The organism is Aliivibrio sp. S10_S31, assembly GCF_014694495.1.
GTDB lineage: Bacteria > Pseudomonadota > Gammaproteobacteria > Enterobacterales > Vibrionaceae > Aliivibrio > Aliivibrio fischeri.
The window spans coordinates 162,610-179,871 of sequence record NZ_JAAUWR010000008.1 but is presented as its reverse complement, the minus strand read 5'-3'; the positions used below and the strand labels follow the sequence as shown (position 1 = coordinate 179,871).

Genomic DNA, 17,262 nt, shown 5'->3' with positions numbered 1-17,262 from the left:
CGCTGAAAGTACCTAAATCATCATTACTATTGGCTTCAACTGTCCATGTGTGAGTATCAAGAGCATCAACATCTTCAAGAATTAAATCGCCCGTTGCGCTTTCTGTTGTTCGGTGTTCAACTGCACCTGTGGTCACAGAGGTATCTGTGATCTCTGGAAGATCATTGGTGCCGGTAACTTCGACAGTTACCGTATGTGTCACTGTGCCGCCATTGCCATCATCAGCAATAATCTCAAAGGTTTCGGTTTGAGTTTCGCCATTAGATAATGCTTGAGTAGCAGACAAGTTATTATCGATGCTATAAACCCACTTTCCTGATGCATCAATAGTTAATGAGCCAAACATACCTAGGCTTGGATCCGTTACAGACCATGTAACCGAATCACCCGCATCAGCATCAACAGCGATCAATTGACCTTCAGCTGAATCAATTAAATCCTCGACGACACGCCCAGAGTTAGTGCCACTAATTACCGGTTCATCATTAGTACCGTTAATCGTGATAACAATTTCTTGTTGATCCGTTCCACCGTTCCCGTCATCAACTTCAATCGTAAACGTTTCAGTTACAACATCACCTTGACCAAGAGCTTGCGTAGCATCACGAGAGTTATCTAGCGTATATTCCCAAACCCCATTATTGATAGTGAGCACACCGTAAGTAGCATTACCACCATCTAAAATTGTCCAAGTATGAGTATCTGTTGCATCAACATCTACTACTGTTAATGTATCACTGACCGTTGGATCAGGATCACCTACATCCCCTTCAGTTAAATCACCGACAACAATCCCTGAGATAACTGGATCATCGTTAGTACCAATAATAGTTACGGTAACTTCTTGCGTTGACGTTAAATTACCGCCAGCAGAAACAGAGACTTCAAATACATCAGTAATAATCTGACCATTAGCTAAAGATTGAACTGAAAGAGCGCTATTATTAAGAATATATTCCCACTCACCAGTCACCGCATTTAGAGATAATGTTCCATATTCACTGGTTGCATTACCATTAATAGACCAAGTATACGAAAGATTACTTTGAGGGTTCGTAACGGCCAGTTGCCCATCAGCATTAGTAATTTCATCTTCTTTTGTTAGACCTGTATTATTTGCAGTAATAATCGGGTCTGCAGGAGGATTACTGCCATTACCGCCGCTTAAATTATCAATATCATCTTGATTATCATAAGAGAAAGCATTGGAAGTCGTGAAATTTGTTGTAGCTATTGATGCTGTATATGCGTAATTAATAGTAACAAAACCACTGTTTGCAGAACTACCACTCTCACCAGCGGCCGTGGCCTCAAGAATTTCCGTGGGATCTTCTCCAGCTAAAATAGCATCTTGAATGGCTGCAATATCGTTCTCATCAATAGATTGAGTAGGATCTAGTTCTATATCCCCTTCAATATTTTTTACTTGTAATGGCTCATCTAGTTTTGTCTCGTCAAGGCAACTTATACAGTTTTTATCGATAGTTACTAACTTTCCATGAATCTGAACAACTACTTTTGCATCATAACCAGTAAATAAAACGTCATCTGCATTAATAGACTGACCAACATTTACTTTTGTTGGTACACCTGACTTATTGAGTGTGTAAGCATCACCTTCTATATTTTTGACTTCTACTTTTGAAGGTATTAGTGTCTCTTTCATGTAACCACCTAAAATCCATTTAACAGCATCAACAAATTAATTTTTACTTAGTCTTTTTAATCATAGGACAAAAATGATTATCCCCCCAAAAACCAATAGTTAATTTGTTGTTATAAAAATATTAACTGATAGTTTTATAACATAAAATCATATAAATTTAAGTATCAATATTCTCATATTCCTTTATTATCCGTTATGTTTATCCTAAAAGAGACATTGTCATGAGCAAATTAACGTCAGATATTCAAGCAAACCTAGAGCTTTTCATTTCAGAGACAAAAGAAACACAATTAGTGTGGAGTCTTTATAATGAAGACGGTTGGATTTCAGTAGAGTCAACAGAGTTTGAAAACTCTGAAGTAATGCCATTCTGGTCTAATAAAGAAGATGCTGCTTTTCACAACGTTGAAGAATGGGCTGACTTTGAAGTAACAGAAATCCCACTAGATATTTTTGTTGAAGATTGGTTAATCACTCTTTCTGAAGATGGTGTTTTAGTTGGTACAAACTGGAACCAACAACTAGAAGGTCAAGAAGTAGAAGCAAGCGATTTAGCTAAGCTTTACTTATAAGATTTATTTTATCTTTATGATAAAAATTAAAGGTGGCCAATCTAAGCCACCTTTTTTGTTGTTTAATTCAGTGCCTTTGCAATTACCATATCACGATGGATTCGTGCTTTTTCAGCCTCAGTTGTCCCCTTATCTAAAGATTGTTCAAGTTTACTTAAATAAGTCGTTAATTCAGCTTCCGTTGAAAATATCTTATCTTTTACATTAATAGATTCAACATTGGTATATCGACCATCTTTGCTTTTTGGTACGTCTATTTTGCCACTATTAATTAACGTCTTTACTGTTTCTCGCTCTTTCTCATAACCTTCAAGACCGATCAATGTCCAGCGACTCATTGGCTTACCTTCGTATTTACCTTTTTTTACCTCGTCTAAGTAGCGAATGGTTAAATTCCGAATTGTTCCATATTCTTCTCCAAACTCTTCTTCGGTATCAAACAATACTGGGAAATGTCTACCTTCAAGCACACCGCCATCTTTGGTTAAATGCCCCATTCGATAGCTGTTCATTCCGATACGAATTGGCGTTTTATTCGTAATATCTCTACCATCGGCAAATTTAAGATCGGTAATACGTTCACCTGCAGGCTTGGTTAAATCTATTGCATAAGTCACACCAGCAAAGAAATCGTTGGTTGAATATTTTGATGAGCGACGTTCAAGATTAAAACTGTATGTAACATCCCCTTCTTTTACGCTATTGAAGTAACCCGCTGACCACTCCATATATTTTTTCAGCTCTTTACCTGTCATTTCATAAACAGTAATTTCACCACCAGCATACTGATAGTTATAAGCAATATCTTTAGCTTTAATTTCTCCAACATTTAATTCAGCCATATCATTATCAATTTGTAAGGCAATCACATTTGCTAATGGTGCATAATGCATACTGGCTTCTTGGAACAGAGCACTGATCCCTGTATCCTGAATATGAACTTGTGGAATACCTTTAATTTCATTTTCAGGAACAAGATCAACACCTAGTAATTCTGCGACGACCCGGTTTGCATTTTCACGCAGACGTTTATGATATGGAGCATACAATTCTTCCATCTTTTCGTCTGATTCAACGCCTTTTATCTTGTATGTAAAGCTGTCTTTATTAACTAGAGTGAACTGTCCATTCTTCTCTTCAAACTGTAAATCAATCCGAGAAAGCGCTCGTCCATATTTATCTGGCTCGGTAATAATCACACCATTTACCGTCGCTTTATCAATACGAGTGTGCATATGACCTGCAACGATAGCATCTATCTCTGGATTGGCATTCGCGATATCAGTAACCCCAGTCGCTTCTATATTGTTTTCATTATCGAGTCCCATATGAGCAACTAATACAATCGCATCTACTTTATCGTCTATTTCTTTAATGACTTTTTTCACTTCAAGAGATGGATTGGTAAAAGTCATACCGTCAAGGCGATTTGTACCTTCAGCAAATACTTGTGTCATTGGTGTATCCATACCAATCACACCAATTTTAATTCCATTTTTCTCAATAATTTTATAAGCAGGTAAGAATGGATTACCATCTTTTCGCTTTATATTCCCACCTAATGATGTACCTTTAAATTGTGTCAATGAACGATTAAGTATATTCAAGCCAAAATCAAACTCATGATTACCTAAAACCCAAATATCATATTTCATTTCATTAAAGCCGAGCATCATGGGATCTATAGGCTCATCCTTAAAAGTTTCAACAAAATTGCCTTGAATCGTATCACCGGCATCTACCAATATTACATTTTCTTGTTCATCACGAATCGTTTTCACTTTAGTAGCTATTTGGCTCAAACTGCCTTTCATATTGAGCTTATCGCTCGCATAATCCCAAGGCATAAAATGACCATGAATATCTGATGTACCTAGGATCGTGACATCAACAATATCGCCATCTGCCGCTGCTGCATAACCACTTAATGAAAGTAAAATTGCTGAAGTTAATATATGTTTTTTCATTATTATCTTTATTTTTATGTAGGGAAACTCGATCTTAAATCGTTATTCCCCCTCATAAAGAAATATCGATCACATTTAAAATGTAACAAGAAAAAGCAAATTACAAATTTATGATGCATAACTCATTAACAACAAAAAAGGCTATCAAACAAACTTGATAGCCTTCATACAAAATTACTTCACTTTTTATTGATTAATTTTCAATTAACCACACTTCTTCAGCAAAACGAGATAGCCCTTTTTTAATTTTAGGGTGCTCCGCATCAGCTTCATCTCGTTGTAATCGTGTAATTTTCATTCCCGAAAACAGCGCTCGTACTTCTTCTTCAGGTACAGAGAACGGAGGCCCAGCCATTTCATTTTGATCGTAATCTAGTGTCACTAATAATATACGCCCACCTTCTTTTAATCGACTACGTAACACTTGAGTGTATTCTTCACGCATCTCTTTTGGTAGTGCAACCAATGCGGCGCGATCATAAATTAAATCAGCGGCTTCAATAGGTGCGACAAAGTAATCACCTGAATAAATAGTAAATTCATCAAATTCATAAAGTTCTAGCGTACTACTTAATTGTGTCACTGTCGGTGTATATAAACGTTCAGCAAAGAAAGCACGAACAGCTATCTGGCTCAGTTCTACCCCTGTTACGGAATGATGGCGTTCTGCTAACCAATCAAGATCCATCGATTTACCACACAATGGAACAAAAACAGTTTCATTTCTTTTTGGTTCTAAAGCTGACCAGTATTGAGTTAAAATTGGATTAGTATCAGGCAGGTGGAAACCGATGACATTACTTGCCCATTTTTTTTGCCAAAATTCATGTTCCATTTACTTTCCTTTATTTAGCTTATTTTTATACTGAAATGGTACCGCATCACATACTTTTGTTCTAGGTGTTAAACGATAACGGCTGTATCTATAACTTAATACAAATCTGTTATTCCATTTGGTTATATAGAATAACTTTTATTAATTACCCTACTAACCTACGAATCGTTATTATCCTTACTAAATCAAAGTGCTTTGCGTCTTACCCCTTAAAAATGGGCGCATTTATGAACAGGAATGCAGTATGTCATTAGCCGTTATCATCAATTTAGCCGTATTTATCGGCCTCATCTTTTTTCTCAATACACAGCAACGTAAAGAATATACATTATCGAGATTAGTTTTGATTGGTCTTGTTGCTGGTAGTTTATATGGCTTAGGGCTTCACCTAGTATACGGTGGAGGCAGCGACGTAATTAACACAACACTTGATTGGGTCAATATTGTAGGCAGTGGTTACGTTGGTCTACTTAAAATGGTAATAATGCCTCTAGTGCTTGTTTCTATGTTTGCCGCAGTGGTTAAACTGGATAAATCAGGTTCACTAGGAAAAATCAGTGGCGTAACTATTAGTGTTTTACTTGTTACTACTATGATAGCCGCTCTTATTGGTATCACTGTTACTCATACTTTCGGCTTAACCGCTGAGGGGTTAACAGAAGGTGCTCGTGAAACAGCTCGTGTTGCTGTACTTGAGTCTCGTATTGGTAGCGTGAGTGATTTAAGTATTCCTCAAATGCTAGTTAGCTTTATCCCAACCAATCCATTTGCTGATTTAACTGGAACTCGCTCAACATCTATCATTGCAGTTGTTATTTTTGCCATTCTATCTGGTATTGCTGCTCGTAAAGTGAGCCAAGAAAAGGAAGAGCTAGCGGCTCCTATTAATACTTTTGTTGACGTTGCACAATCAATCGTGATGCGATTAGTTAAAATGATTATGGCTCTAACTCCTTACGGTATTTTAGCGCTATTAACTAAAGTGGTTGCCACATCGAATGCGGCCGACATTTTAAATCTACTTGGTTTTATCGTTGCTTCATATATCGCCATTTTATTAATGTTCGTTGTACACGGTTTATTAGTATCACTGGTTGGTGTTAGCCCTATCGATTACTTTAAAAAGATTTGGCCTGTACTGACATTCGCATTCAGCTCTCGTAGCTCAGCAGCAACGATTCCATTAAATGTTGAAGCACAAATTACAAAACTACGAGTACCACCAGCAATTGCCAATTTATCAGCGACCTTTGGGGCGACAATTGGTCAAAATGGCTGTGCTGGTATCTACCCTGCAATGTTGGCGGTAATGGTTGCACCTACTGTTGGGATCCCGATTGATGGACATTTCATTTTATCTCTAGTTGCAATTATCACAGTAAGTTCATTTGGTATTGCTGGTGTTGGTGGCGGAGCAACATTCGCAGCGTTAATCGTATTACCTGCGATGGGCTTACCCGTAACTATCGCTGCACTGCTTATTTCTATCGAACCATTAATTGATATGGCTCGTACCGCACTAAATGTAAGCGGAGCAATGACAGCAGGTACTATTACAAGTCGAGTATTAGGGCAGAAAAGTACCGATGAACAGGTAGAAAGCGCACAAGCTTAACCAAACATATCAAAACCAAAAAGGAAGCTAAATTGGCTTCCTTTTTTATTGCTAATTTTTATAAGTATCCAACTAGGATTCACTCTTCAAATAACGAATTGTTACATTAGAAAAACTAATCTGAAAACACAATTTTACTAGCTAGAAATTATTAAATTAATATCTATAATGCGCGCCATACAAAGACGAAATATCTCGTTTATTTATCAGATTAAAAGGTGGCGCTATGGCTAAAAATATCATGACAAAAATCGCAAATGCTTATCAGCGTTCATTCACTGAGTTATACAAACGCGATAACAAATAATACGAATTTAGTATTAACAAATACAAAAAAGGAGCTCATCGGCTCCTTTTTTATTTTCCAGCTTTTACAATATTTTCAATGCTAACTGGGCCAAATTATACGCATCAACATACCCTGAATGTTGACGACCTTCCCATTCGATATTCAATTCTTCCATTGCTCTACGTTGTCCCATTCGTTCATTTTTCTTACGAGAACGAATTCGATAAATAGTAGCAAGATTCAAAAACTCATTAAATGGAACTTCAATTCCTTTAGCTTTACATTCCGCTTCAAGGATTTGCTCGTCATGTCCCCATGCAGCATAAATTTTATTTGTCCCACCAAAGTTTTTAACCATTGACTTCAATACATCAGCTAATGGACGACCTTGTTTTTCAATTTTACGTGGAGAGATGCCTGTGAGATCGACACAAAATAGAGAGATTTCATCTTTCTCTGGTTTTACATAATATTGTGCACGCTTAACCACTTCACCTTTTGTAAGATCAATCTCAGCTAAACCAACCTCAATGATCTCCCCTGTTCTACCTTTGCCATTTTCATTCCAACAGCACATTTCTAAATCAAAACAGACGATACGATTAAAGTTCATGAAGATCCTTGGTACACAATAAAAGGCGAAGTGCTATTCTACCTAAACTCAGCGCTAAGCGCGACACTATGAGATTTGATTGCTGAAAATTCAGCCTCGAATGGTAACTTGGTTACGCCCCATCGCTTTACTTTGATATAACGCTTGGTCGGCAGCCTTCAATAAACCTTCAAGACTCTCACCTTTCCAAAGTACAGCACCAAGACTGATAGTTTGAGCGATATCGAAATCATTAAGTACCGTTGGAGATGTGGCAACAAGATCATGAATTTGTTCTGAAATTAACGTTAGTTCATCGATACTATTCAGCTTCATCACAATAGAAAACTCATCACCTCCAAGGCGTGATACGTAGGCATTATTTCCCAATGTTTCAGACATTAAGTGACCAATATGTCGCAAAACTGCATCCCCTTCAGGATGACCATATGTGTCATTGATTTGTTTAAATTTATCAATATCAAAACACAACAAAGCAAAGGATTTTTTTGTTTCAATATAGCGACTAATCACATCACGTATAGCACGACGATTTAATAAGCCAGTAAGATCATCATGCATTGCCATATAACGTAATTCTTTGGTTCTAATTTCGAGCAGATTTTCAATCCGTTGTTTATCTCGAGTGACAACAGAAGTTAGTGCCGCAATCAGCATTGAAATCGTTAAAATACCAAAAAATAACCAGATCAACGTGAGTCTTTGATAATCGCTTAATTTATTATCTACTTTATATTCAATTTTCCAAAGGCGATTTTCGATTTTTACACTAGTTGTATAATCGACTCCTTTAAAATTATTCCATGTACTGCTTTGGTACATGATAGGATCATCACCTGCATCAAATCCCGTATCAATAATACGTACAACCAATCCCGCACCTAATGAGGTAGAATTAACCAAGCGATCAAAGTAACCAGTGATCCTAACCACTCCAACCATTACCCCTTTTAACGATGTTTTATCTGAAGTAAATACGGGATGATAAACTAGCATGCCTGTTTTTTGAGCACTCTGATCAAGACTATCTTGCAGTAAGCGAATTTTATCTGAGACACTCGGACGACCCGTTGTTAAAAACTCTTCAACGACGAGATTAAAACGCTCTCTTGATGAATAAAATCCAATTAAAGGTGTGTTTTTCTCATCTCTTGGGTAAATATCGGTTGCGATATAAATGGGCTCATGATTTTTCATCACATAGCCATAGGTTTTAGGTTGATCTTTTGGGACGGTATATAATTGAGCTAAGGGATAATTTTTATGTATTTGTTTAAAATGCTCATTAATATCTTTTTCTTCCACTTTCTCCATCCATTGAAGTGAAATAAGACTATTAGAACGATGCAATAATGAATCCGCAAACAAAGGAAACTGAGACCAATCCTTTTTACTGCCTACTTGATAGAAATTTGCCCCTGCACCTATAAAATCAATATCTTTCTCTATTAACATCGAAAGCAGCGCTGACTGTCTATCTGCTTCTTTATAGAAGTTCTTTTGATTATTATCCAAATCAGATAGATAAACGAACCTCATACTTAATAGACCTAGAGATAGAGCTAACAAAAAACTGGTCATTACATAAAAGTAATTACTCTTAAACACTCTGCTCTCCAACGGTTGATAACCCTTTAATTCTAATAAAATTTTGAAATTTTCGAAACCAAAAGCCTATATTTAATTTTTATTACTCAGATTTGATTCATTCTGTTCAAAATTACATCATTCAGCATATATTAGTCGCTTTGATTGCCCTTCTTTTTATCTCTTATCCCTTGAATATGCTACTATTAGCCACAATTTAGTTAGAAACGTTTGGTGCTAAGCACCCTAGAATATAGAGAATGAATTATGAATTTTGACTTGAATGCTATTCCTTCTACCTTTGATTTAGGACACATTGTCCTGTTCGGTACATCTGCTCTATTTGCATTATTGTACATAACGAAGAAAGGTAAAGCAGTAGAGATCGAAAAAACGGTTGAAGTCGAAAAAATCGTCGAAATTGAGAAACCTGTAGAAAAAATCGTCGAAATCGAAAAAGTCGTTGAAGTTGAAAAGATCATTGAGAAAATCATCGAAGTTGAGCCAAAAGTAAAAGCATCAACGCCTGAATCTGCTTTACAACTATTGGCTTTATTACAAAAAGAAGCACGTTTTATCGACTTTATGCAAGAAGACCTAAAAGGCTTCGCAGATGCAGAAGTTGGTGCTGCAGCTCGTGTTATTCATGAAGGTGGCCAAAAAGTATTATCTGACTACTTTACTCTTACTCCAGTTCGTACTGAGGAAGAAGAGTCTCGTTTATCTATTCCTGCTGGTTTTAACCCATCGGAAATTCGTCTAACAGGTAATGTAGTTGGTGAAGCTCCATTTAATGGGACATTAATTCACCGTGGTTGGAAAGTTGCGGAAGTGAAGCTACCAAAGCTGGCTGAAGGTTATGACGCAACAATCGTTGCTCCAGCAGAGGTTGAACTGTAATGGAACAAGCTAAATACAGCATTGGTATCGATTTAGGTACAACTCACTGTGTTCTTTCTTATGTGGATTTACATGATGAAGACGCAAGCGTTCAAGTAATGCCAATCCCACAACTAACCGCCCCAGGTCAAGTTGAAGAAAAATCGCAGCTGCCTTCTTTCATGTATCAAGCACATGAAGCTGAACTATTAGAAGGTGATACAAGTCTTCCTTGGACAACCAAGCCAAACGCAATTGTTGGTAGCATAGCTCGTAACCTTGGAAGCAAAACGCCAATTCGTTTAATTGCGAGTGCGAAAAGTTGGTTATGTCACGGTGGCGTAAACCGTCGTGAAGCCTTCTTACCACTAAACAGCCCTGAAGAAGTGATCAAAGCGTCACCTCTTGAAGTAACAAAGCGTTATTTAGAGCATTTACAAAACGCTTGGGATCACCAAAACCCAGAGCACCCTCTAAATGAACAAGACATTACAATTACAGTACCTGCATCATTTGACCCTGCTGCGCGTGATTTAACAGCAGAAGCTGCAAATAATCTTGGTTTCCGTAACTTAACGCTTTTAGAAGAACCACAAGCAGCGGTATACAGCTGGATCAAAAATAACGATGATTCATGGCGTGACCAAGTATCGGTTGGCGATGTGATTTTAGTTGTCGATATCGGTGGTGGTACAACGGATTTATCATTAGTTGCTGTTACTGAAGAAGAAGGTAATTTAAGCCTAAACCGTGTTGCGGTAGGTGATCATATCCTCCTTGGTGGTGACAACATGGATTTAGCCCTAGCTTATCGCTTAAAAATGAAGCTAGCGCAAGAAGGTAAGCAGCTGCAACCTTGGCAAATTCAAGTGATGACTCACGCTTGTCGTGATGCTAAAGAAGCCCTTCTTAATGATGCTGAATTACGCGCAGTGCCAATTGTGGTTCCTAGCCGTGGTTCTAAATTGTTAGGTGGCACGCTACAAACTGAATTAACTCAAGAAGAAGTTCAACAAACATTAGTTGAAGGCTTCTTCCCAGTGGTTCCTGTAACTGAGCACCCTGTTCAATCTGCTCGTGGTGCATTGACACAAATGGGTCTACCTTACGCACAAGATGCAGCGGTAACTCGTCACCTTGCTAGCTTCTTGACTCGTCAACAAGCAGCAACTGATGAAGTATTTGGTCAACAAAACGAATCTGATTTTATTAAACCAACAGCCATACTTTTAAATGGTGGTGTTCTAAAATCAAACCTACTTGCAGAACGTCTACTTGGTATTATTAATCAGTGGTTAATCGATGGCGAAGCGGAAGATGCAAAACTTCTTGAAGGTCTGGATCTTGATTTAGCTGTTGCGGCTGGTGCTTCTTACTACGGCTCTGTTCGTACCGGTAAAGGTGTTCGTATCCGCGGTGGCATTGCATCAAGCTACTATGTTGGTATCGAAAGCTCTATGCCTGCAATTCCTGGAATGGAACCACCAATGGAAGCTTTATGTGTTGCGCCATTTGGTATGGAAGAAGGCTCGCACGCCGATGTACCTAGTCAACAATTTGGTTTAGTGATTGGCCAACCTGTACAATTTAAGTTCTATGGTTCAACGACTCGTCGTGACGACCAAGCTGGTACACACTTGGATTTCTGGATGCCAGAAGAGCTAGAAGAGTTACCTGCAATTCAAGTGACGTTACCTGTAACTGAAGGCCGCACAGCAGGTGAAGTGGTGCCTGTTCGTTTAGCGTCTAAAGTGACAGAACTTGGTACTCTTTATCTTGAAGCCATTGCTGCTGATAGCGGTGAGAAATGGCACGTTGAGTTTGATGTTCGTGAAGCGTAATTTGGATATTATTCTTCGCTAGTTGCGCATCTTAAGAGTTCAGTCACCGTTATGGAGGCTGAACTCTTTTACTATATATCCTTTGTATTTTTTGCTGTTGCCTTCTTATACCAATGTAACTAATTAGATGATCATTATTGAAATTGGTATTACTAACAGCCACAAGACTAACATCACGTTGGGGTTTTTATGAGTTCTTCTAATCGCTATTTAATTGGTATCGATCTTGGTACTACTCACACCGTTGTTGCTTATACTGATATTTCTCTTGGTATTGAAACTAGCCCAATCGAAATCTTTAATATCGATCAATTGGTTGGACCGGGTGAAGTGGCTCGTAAACCCCTACTTCCATCATTTCGTTACCACGCATCAAAAAGTCAGATCACTGAAAATGATCTAACCCTACCATGGAATGTAAAGGCGATTGAGGGTGAGATAAAAAACGCCATCATTGGTGAATGGGCCCGTGAATTAGGCTCAAAAGTAGAAGGCCGCCAAGTTGTGAGTGCTAAAAGTTGGTTATCTCATACCAAAGTTGATCGCACCTCTGATATTCTTCCTTGGGCAGGCGCTGATGATGTCGAAAAAGTGTCACCTATTGTTGCTAGTGCAAGCTATTTAAATCATGTACGCCAATCGTGGAATTATCATCACCCAGACGCTCCAATGGAGCTTCAAGAAGTCGTTGTTACTGTACCAGCCTCTTTTGATGAAAGTGCTCGCTCATTTACTATCGAAGCAGCAAAACTGGCAGGTCTTGATAAGATCATTCTATTGGAAGAACCACAAGCCGTTTGTTATGACTGGTACCACCATCATCAAGATACTGCAAAAGACATTTTAAAGAACATCCCGTTAATGGTGGTGTGCGATGTAGGCGGCGGTACTACCGATTTAAGTTTAATCCAAGCACGTTTTAATAAAGACGAATTAGCTCTTGATCGTATCGGTGTGGGTGATCACCTAATGCTAGGCGGCGACAACATCGATTTAGCCTTAGCGCATTTAGCTGAACAGCGTTTAGATAGCGGTAAGAAAATGACGGCAGCCGCGTTAACCAAACTTATCCAACAAACTCGCAAAACCAAAGAACGTTTGCTATCTGCTAACGCCCCTGAATCTGGTCACATTACTCTTCTGGGGTCAGGCTCTAAACTATTAGGTGGCAGCCGCAAAGTTGAGTTAACCAAAGAAGAAGTACATCAGATCGCACTGGATGGATTCTTACCACTGACCGACTTTAGTGACCGTCCAAATCAGCGTCAAACTGCTGTTGTTGAATTTGGCTTACCTTACGCATCAGATCCTGCGATCAGTAAACACCTAGCTCAATTCTTAGATAACCATAAAGAAGTCTCTGCAAAAGCATTAGGTTGGGATGATGCTGACTTAACCAAACATCATGATCGTGCTATCCCTGTTGGTCTACTACTTAACGGCGGCGTATTTAATAGCCCACTTTTAACTGAACGCTCTCTTGAGTTATTGAACAACTGGAAAGGTGACACTGTCACCCAACTATCTAACCCTCACCCTGATTTAGCTGTTGCTTATGGTGCCGTTGCTTACGGTAAAGCACGTCATGGTGCACAGTTAAAGATTGGCGGTGGTTCGGCTCGTTCATTCTATTTGCAATTAGAAGAGAAAAATAAACAGCCTCAAGGTTTATGTTTATTGGCAAAAGGCAGTGAAGAAGGCGAAGAAATTCGTATGACAAGTCGTCGTTTCTCACTAACTTTAGGCGAACCTGTTCGATTTAATTTGCTTTCAACAACAAAAGATCAACTTGCGACCTCAGGAATGATCACTGAGTTAGCCGACCCTAGCTTTGTTAGCTTACCTCCTTACGTAGTAACACTTGAATCAAGTAAATCAAAAGATGAACTGCACGCAAACCAGAAAGACCGCGTTGAAGTAACTCTCGCTTGTCAATTTACAGAAGTCGGAACCATTAAAATTGAATGCGTTTCTGTTGAAGACGATTCGCTGCGTTGGTTAGTTGAATTTGAAGTACGTAACCAAGCGTCTAATAAAAGCGCTAACCTTGCGGATCAAATTAGCCTTCCCCCTCGCCTACCTAATGCTATAGCAAGCATTAAAGAGGCTTATGGCGGCAGCAAACAAAACCCAAATGCCATTAAAGCCTTTAATAAAAATATTGAAAAGCTAATCGGTAAACGTGAATCATGGGATCTTATTACGTCTCGTGAACTTGCTGCTGCATTACTGGATAGTAAAAAACGTCGCCGCCGCTCTGACAAGCACGAACAAAACTGGTTAAAAATGACGGGATTCGCTTTACGCCCCGGTTTTGGTTACCCAGCTGATGAATGGAAGATATCTCAGGCATGGGAAACCTATCAACAAGGCATTCAATTTGAATCGAAACAATCTTGGAATGATTGGTGGACATTCTGGCGTCGAATTTCTGGAGGTCTAAACCAAGAGCAACAAGAAACGATTTTAGCTGATATGGCAAAATACCTACATCCAGGTTCTTTGCGCAACCCAAAAACATTAGAAGAAGCCAGTAACAAAAGTTATGAGGCAATGGTTCGCCTAGCTGCAGCACTAGAACACCTCGATGTAGAAGATAAAATGTTAATTGCTTCTTGGGTACTAGGCCATGCAAAAAATGGTAACCAACCGCAGGTGCATTGGTGGGCTTTAGGTCGAATTTGTTCACGTTCACCATTTTATGGTAGCCAACATAATTTAGTGCCTCCAAGTCAAATCTCTCAATGGCTACCAACATTATTAGAACAAGACTGGAAAGAACAACCAATGGCTGGTTTTGCTGCTGTCATGATGGCTCGCTTAACTGGAGATAGAACCCTAGATGTATCGGATGATTATCGAGAAAAGATCATTGATAAATTGAAAAAGGAACGCTGCCCACAAAGTTGGATTGAACTAGTATCAAGTCAACAAGCATTAACAGAAGCGGATTCTAAACGCTTATTTGGTGATGCATTACCTGCAGGCTTACGTCTAATTAATTAGATGAATTCTCATTAATGCTTTAATTTGTTATATGAGAAATGAATATCTTTGGTGAAAAATTGCACACCACTGTCAAAGGTGTGCAAACATCATCTTATTCTTCTTCTAATTGCATTTGATTCAAGTATACTGAATTCATCACATTTTGAAGGTAACTTTTATGATTGAAAGCGCCATATTGGCGATCATAGTGTTACTTTATTTTGTTGGTTGGTCCCGTTTCGGTACTCGAGAATTACGCAATGCAGCTAAGAGGTTAAGTGATATCGCCTCTGTTCCACAAGAGCTGATTATTGAATGGATTATGTATAATAAACAGATATTGGATATCAATGAGTTTCAACGTTTTATCATCCATTTAAATAAAGCCGACACCGAAAACTTAAAACATGAATTGGATAGCTTTTCTCATTATCTTGAAATTCATGCGCCCGAACATACTATTTCAATTAATCGGGTATAATATACAAAAAAGCTCATTGCCTTCACAATGAGCTTTTCTTTTAAATAAAATGGCGAATCTAGCCTAACTTCTTGTTCCTAACTTCACTTTGCCCTTAGAATTAAACCATAAGACTTGTGATTTTTTCTTACCAATTAATAATGGTAAGTCATCATAAAATAAGAAGTTCTTCCACGTTTTCTTAAACGTTCCCCATGAGGTTTCAATTAAGTTATATTTCTCATAACAAAAATAGATAGTTACTTCATCTGACCAATCAATAAACTCTAGCACTTCTTCAGGTAATGATTCATTATCGCTGTCCCAGCGGTGTTGCCAATCAATTTCATTTGTCCACGAGCTTTTCTTCATTGGCCACTCTTTTGAGCCAAAATGATCTGCCGTAGGGCTATTACTACTAATAAAGTCATTCCAAACTTGAGCTGATTTTGCTTGAGTGAATGGTTTAATTAAAGGCAGCAAGGCATCATCAACAGGCATTGATTGATGAGTAAAAATCCACTTGCGATTGTATTCATCTAAAGGTAAATAGCTCATAAACTCTTTCTATAGTAAGGCATGTGCCTCTATTCTATCGTCTTTTTTTATTAAGCCCAAATAAGAATATCTAACAATAGCTTGATTTTTATCATCCTCCCCCTCATAACAGTAGTATTGAATAGTCAAAATTATTCAAAACCATAAATATAACGAAAGATTACACATGCCTTCTTGCTTCCATTTATGTGTAATCGCCATTACAAGGATTATTAAATGATTACGCATGTTGGCATTTTAGATCAAGACCCCGTACGTCTAATCACCCCACTTTTAGATTTATCGGTGAAAGGCGAACACATAGTGTTCATTGGCGATGAAACTCAAAAAGAGATGTTCCATCGACTGGAGTCAATTCTAAAATATAAAGGGATCAGTTCTGATTTTTTTGAAATCCCTAATATTGTTGATACCCACGCAATCAAGCAATCATTGCAAGCACTTGCTGCTGAAATGAAACTTCACTTTAGTGACATCAAATTAAATGCAAGTTGTGGTCTTCGTCACCGTCTTCTTTCTGCCTATGAAGTGTTCCGTTCATATCATTGGCCAATCTTTGTTGTAGAGCCATACAGTGACAAATTATGTTGGTTATACCCAGATGGTCGCAAACAAAAACACGTTGCTGATAATATTCGCTTGAGTGATTATCTTGCTATTTTTGGGGCTCGCTGTGAGTTTTCAGAAACTGAATTACCAGAAAGTATCGATAAGCGCTTAAGAGAACTATGCCAACGCTGGGCAAGCAACGCATTAGAGTTAGGCCCGGGCTTAGCAACATTAAACTATTTAGCCACCACTTGTCGCAAAGAACAACGTTTAGATGTTGAAGTAACAGAGAAACAACAGAGCTATAAAGAACTTAATATGCTACTAACTGATCTTGTTGAAACAGGGTTAGCTACGTATGAAAATGGCATACTCACTTTTGATTGCGAAGAAGCTCGTCGTTTAGCCAATGGTGAATGGCTTGAAATATTGGTTCACAACACGGTTGTCGATATTCAGCAATATTTACCAACTCTGCAAGACCACTCGTTAAATGTTCAAGTGCATCGGGAAATTGGTGAAAAAGACGTTCGTAATGAACTTGATGTGGTTAGTATCGTAAATAACAAACTGCATATCATTGAATGTAAAACCAAAGGCATGCGTGATGATGGTGATGATACGCTATACAAATTAGAATCATTACGTGATTTACTTGGTGGACTGCAAGCTCGTGCAATGCTTGTTAGCTTCCGTCCTCTACGTAATAACGACATTATGCGCGCACAAGACTTAGGCTTGGCGATTATCGGCCCTGATGAATTAGGCGATCTTAAAAAACACCTTCTTAACTGGTTCTTAGCGGCCGGTGGTCATTAATATTTTCGATTAAGATCCTCTCTG

General features: G+C 38.4%; 13 protein-coding genes. 7 read left to right on the top strand and 6 right to left on the bottom strand.

What is annotated here, in order from left to right; genetic code table 11:
• On the bottom strand, nucleotides 1-1,666 hold a 1,666-nt coding region (locus HC728_RS09380), incomplete at its 3' end, for a retention module-containing protein (protein ID WP_190395344.1).
• A gap of 221 nt (nucleotides 1,667-1,887) precedes the next feature.
• On the opposite strand from HC728_RS09380, the gene HC728_RS09375 reads away from it, so the two are divergent.
• Nucleotides 1,888-2,238: a DUF2750 domain-containing protein gene (locus HC728_RS09375; protein ID WP_017019857.1), complete on the top strand. Its 351-nt coding sequence runs from the start codon at nucleotides 1,888-1,890 to the stop codon at nucleotides 2,236-2,238.
• A 62-nt stretch (nucleotides 2,239-2,300) separates the two neighbouring features.
• Here the strand turns inward: HC728_RS09375 and HC728_RS09370 are convergent, their stop codons facing one another.
• Together HC728_RS09370 and HC728_RS09365 are read right to left on the bottom strand one after the other, a co-directional pair.
• Entirely contained in the window at nucleotides 2,301-4,205 is a 1,905-nt protein-coding gene (locus tag HC728_RS09370) for a bifunctional UDP-sugar hydrolase/5'-nucleotidase (protein ID WP_065604404.1), read from the bottom strand.
• A 193-nt stretch (nucleotides 4,206-4,398) separates the two neighbouring features.
• Nucleotides 4,399-5,040: a thiopurine S-methyltransferase gene (locus HC728_RS09365; RefSeq protein ID WP_012533406.1), complete on the bottom strand. Its 642-nt coding sequence runs from the start codon at nucleotides 5,038-5,040 to the stop codon at nucleotides 4,399-4,401.
• 244 nt (nucleotides 5,041-5,284) lie between these two features.
• Between HC728_RS09365 and HC728_RS09360 the strand changes: the two genes are divergently transcribed.
• The gene (locus HC728_RS09360) at nucleotides 5,285-6,655 is read left to right on the top strand and encodes an L-cystine transporter (protein WP_012532962.1); all 1,371 of its coding nucleotides are present in this window, start codon (nucleotides 5,285-5,287) and stop codon (nucleotides 6,653-6,655) included.
• Between the two features lie 371 nt (nucleotides 6,656-7,026).
• Here HC728_RS09360 and HC728_RS09355 read toward each other — a convergent pair whose 3' ends face one another.
• The gene (locus HC728_RS09355; RefSeq protein ID WP_005419687.1) at nucleotides 7,027-7,557 is read right to left on the bottom strand and encodes a 3'-5' exonuclease; all 531 of its coding nucleotides are present in this window, start codon (nucleotides 7,555-7,557) and stop codon (nucleotides 7,027-7,029) included.
• A gap of 90 nt (nucleotides 7,558-7,647) precedes the next feature.
• Entirely contained in the window at nucleotides 7,648-9,165 is a 1,518-nt protein-coding gene (locus tag HC728_RS09350) for a sensor domain-containing diguanylate cyclase (protein WP_065598048.1), read from the bottom strand.
• Between the two features lie 246 nt (nucleotides 9,166-9,411).
• On the opposite strand from HC728_RS09350, the gene HC728_RS09345 reads away from it, so the two are divergent.
• From HC728_RS09345 to HC728_RS09330, 4 genes are all read left to right on the top strand, one after another.
• Nucleotides 9,412-10,044 carry a DUF2760 domain-containing protein gene (locus HC728_RS09345; protein ID WP_063663309.1) on the top strand — a complete coding sequence of 211 codons (633 nt, stop codon included), beginning with the start codon at nucleotides 9,412-9,414 and terminating at the stop codon, nucleotides 10,042-10,044.
• The gene (locus tag HC728_RS09340) at nucleotides 10,044-11,864 is read left to right on the top strand and encodes an Hsp70 family protein (RefSeq protein WP_017019852.1); all 1,821 of its coding nucleotides are present in this window, start codon (nucleotides 10,044-10,046) and stop codon (nucleotides 11,862-11,864) included. Before HC728_RS09345 ends, HC728_RS09340 begins: the two co-directional genes overlap by 1 nt.
• A gap of 189 nt (nucleotides 11,865-12,053) precedes the next feature.
• The gene (locus HC728_RS09335) at nucleotides 12,054-14,870 is read left to right on the top strand and encodes an Hsp70 family protein (RefSeq protein WP_065598049.1); all 2,817 of its coding nucleotides are present in this window, start codon (nucleotides 12,054-12,056) and stop codon (nucleotides 14,868-14,870) included.
• Nucleotides 14,871-15,030: 160 nt separating this feature from the next.
• The gene (locus tag HC728_RS09330) at nucleotides 15,031-15,333 is read left to right on the top strand and encodes a hypothetical protein (protein WP_017019850.1); all 303 of its coding nucleotides are present in this window, start codon (nucleotides 15,031-15,033) and stop codon (nucleotides 15,331-15,333) included.
• Nucleotides 15,334-15,396: 63 nt separating this feature from the next.
• Here HC728_RS09330 and HC728_RS09325 read toward each other — a convergent pair whose 3' ends face one another.
• Nucleotides 15,397-15,870, bottom strand: a complete 474-nt coding sequence (locus HC728_RS09325; RefSeq protein WP_005419704.1) for a DUF2947 domain-containing protein — start codon at nucleotides 15,868-15,870, stop codon at nucleotides 15,397-15,399.
• A gap of 216 nt (nucleotides 15,871-16,086) precedes the next feature.
• Here HC728_RS09325 and HC728_RS09320 point away from each other — a divergent pair, with 216 nt between their 5' ends.
• On the top strand, nucleotides 16,087-17,238 hold the full coding sequence (locus HC728_RS09320) for a DUF1887 family protein (RefSeq protein WP_017019849.1): 1,152 nt from the start codon (nucleotides 16,087-16,089) through the stop codon (nucleotides 17,236-17,238).
• Nucleotides 17,239-17,262 lie beyond the last annotated feature (24 nt).

Bases quoted from the DNA above. Each gene is read 5' to 3' on its own strand.
- HC728_RS09365 (WP_012533406.1), bottom strand. From the start codon at position 5,040: ATGGAACATGAATTTTGGCAAAAAAAATGGGCAAGTAATGTCATCGGT.
- HC728_RS09345 (WP_063663309.1), top strand. From the start codon at position 9,412: ATGAATTTTGACTTGAATGCTATTCCTTCTACCTTTGATTTAGGACAC.
- HC728_RS09375 (WP_017019857.1), top strand. From the start codon at position 1,888: ATGAGCAAATTAACGTCAGATATTCAAGCAAACCTAGAGCTTTTCATT.
- HC728_RS09360 (WP_012532962.1), top strand. From the start codon at position 5,285: ATGTCATTAGCCGTTATCATCAATTTAGCCGTATTTATCGGCCTCATC.
- HC728_RS09330 (WP_017019850.1), top strand. From the start codon at position 15,031: ATGATTGAAAGCGCCATATTGGCGATCATAGTGTTACTTTATTTTGTT.
- HC728_RS09320 (WP_017019849.1), top strand. From the start codon at position 16,087: ATGATTACGCATGTTGGCATTTTAGATCAAGACCCCGTACGTCTAATC.
- HC728_RS09335 (WP_065598049.1), top strand. From the start codon at position 12,054: ATGAGTTCTTCTAATCGCTATTTAATTGGTATCGATCTTGGTACTACT.
- HC728_RS09370 (WP_065604404.1), bottom strand. From the start codon at position 4,205: ATGAAAAAACATATATTAACTTCAGCAATTTTACTTTCATTAAGTGGT.
- HC728_RS09355 (WP_005419687.1), bottom strand. From the start codon at position 7,557: ATGAACTTTAATCGTATCGTCTGTTTTGATTTAGAAATGTGCTGTTGG.
- HC728_RS09340 (WP_017019852.1), top strand. From the start codon at position 10,044: ATGGAACAAGCTAAATACAGCATTGGTATCGATTTAGGTACAACTCAC.
- HC728_RS09325 (WP_005419704.1), bottom strand. From the start codon at position 15,870: ATGAGCTATTTACCTTTAGATGAATACAATCGCAAGTGGATTTTTACT.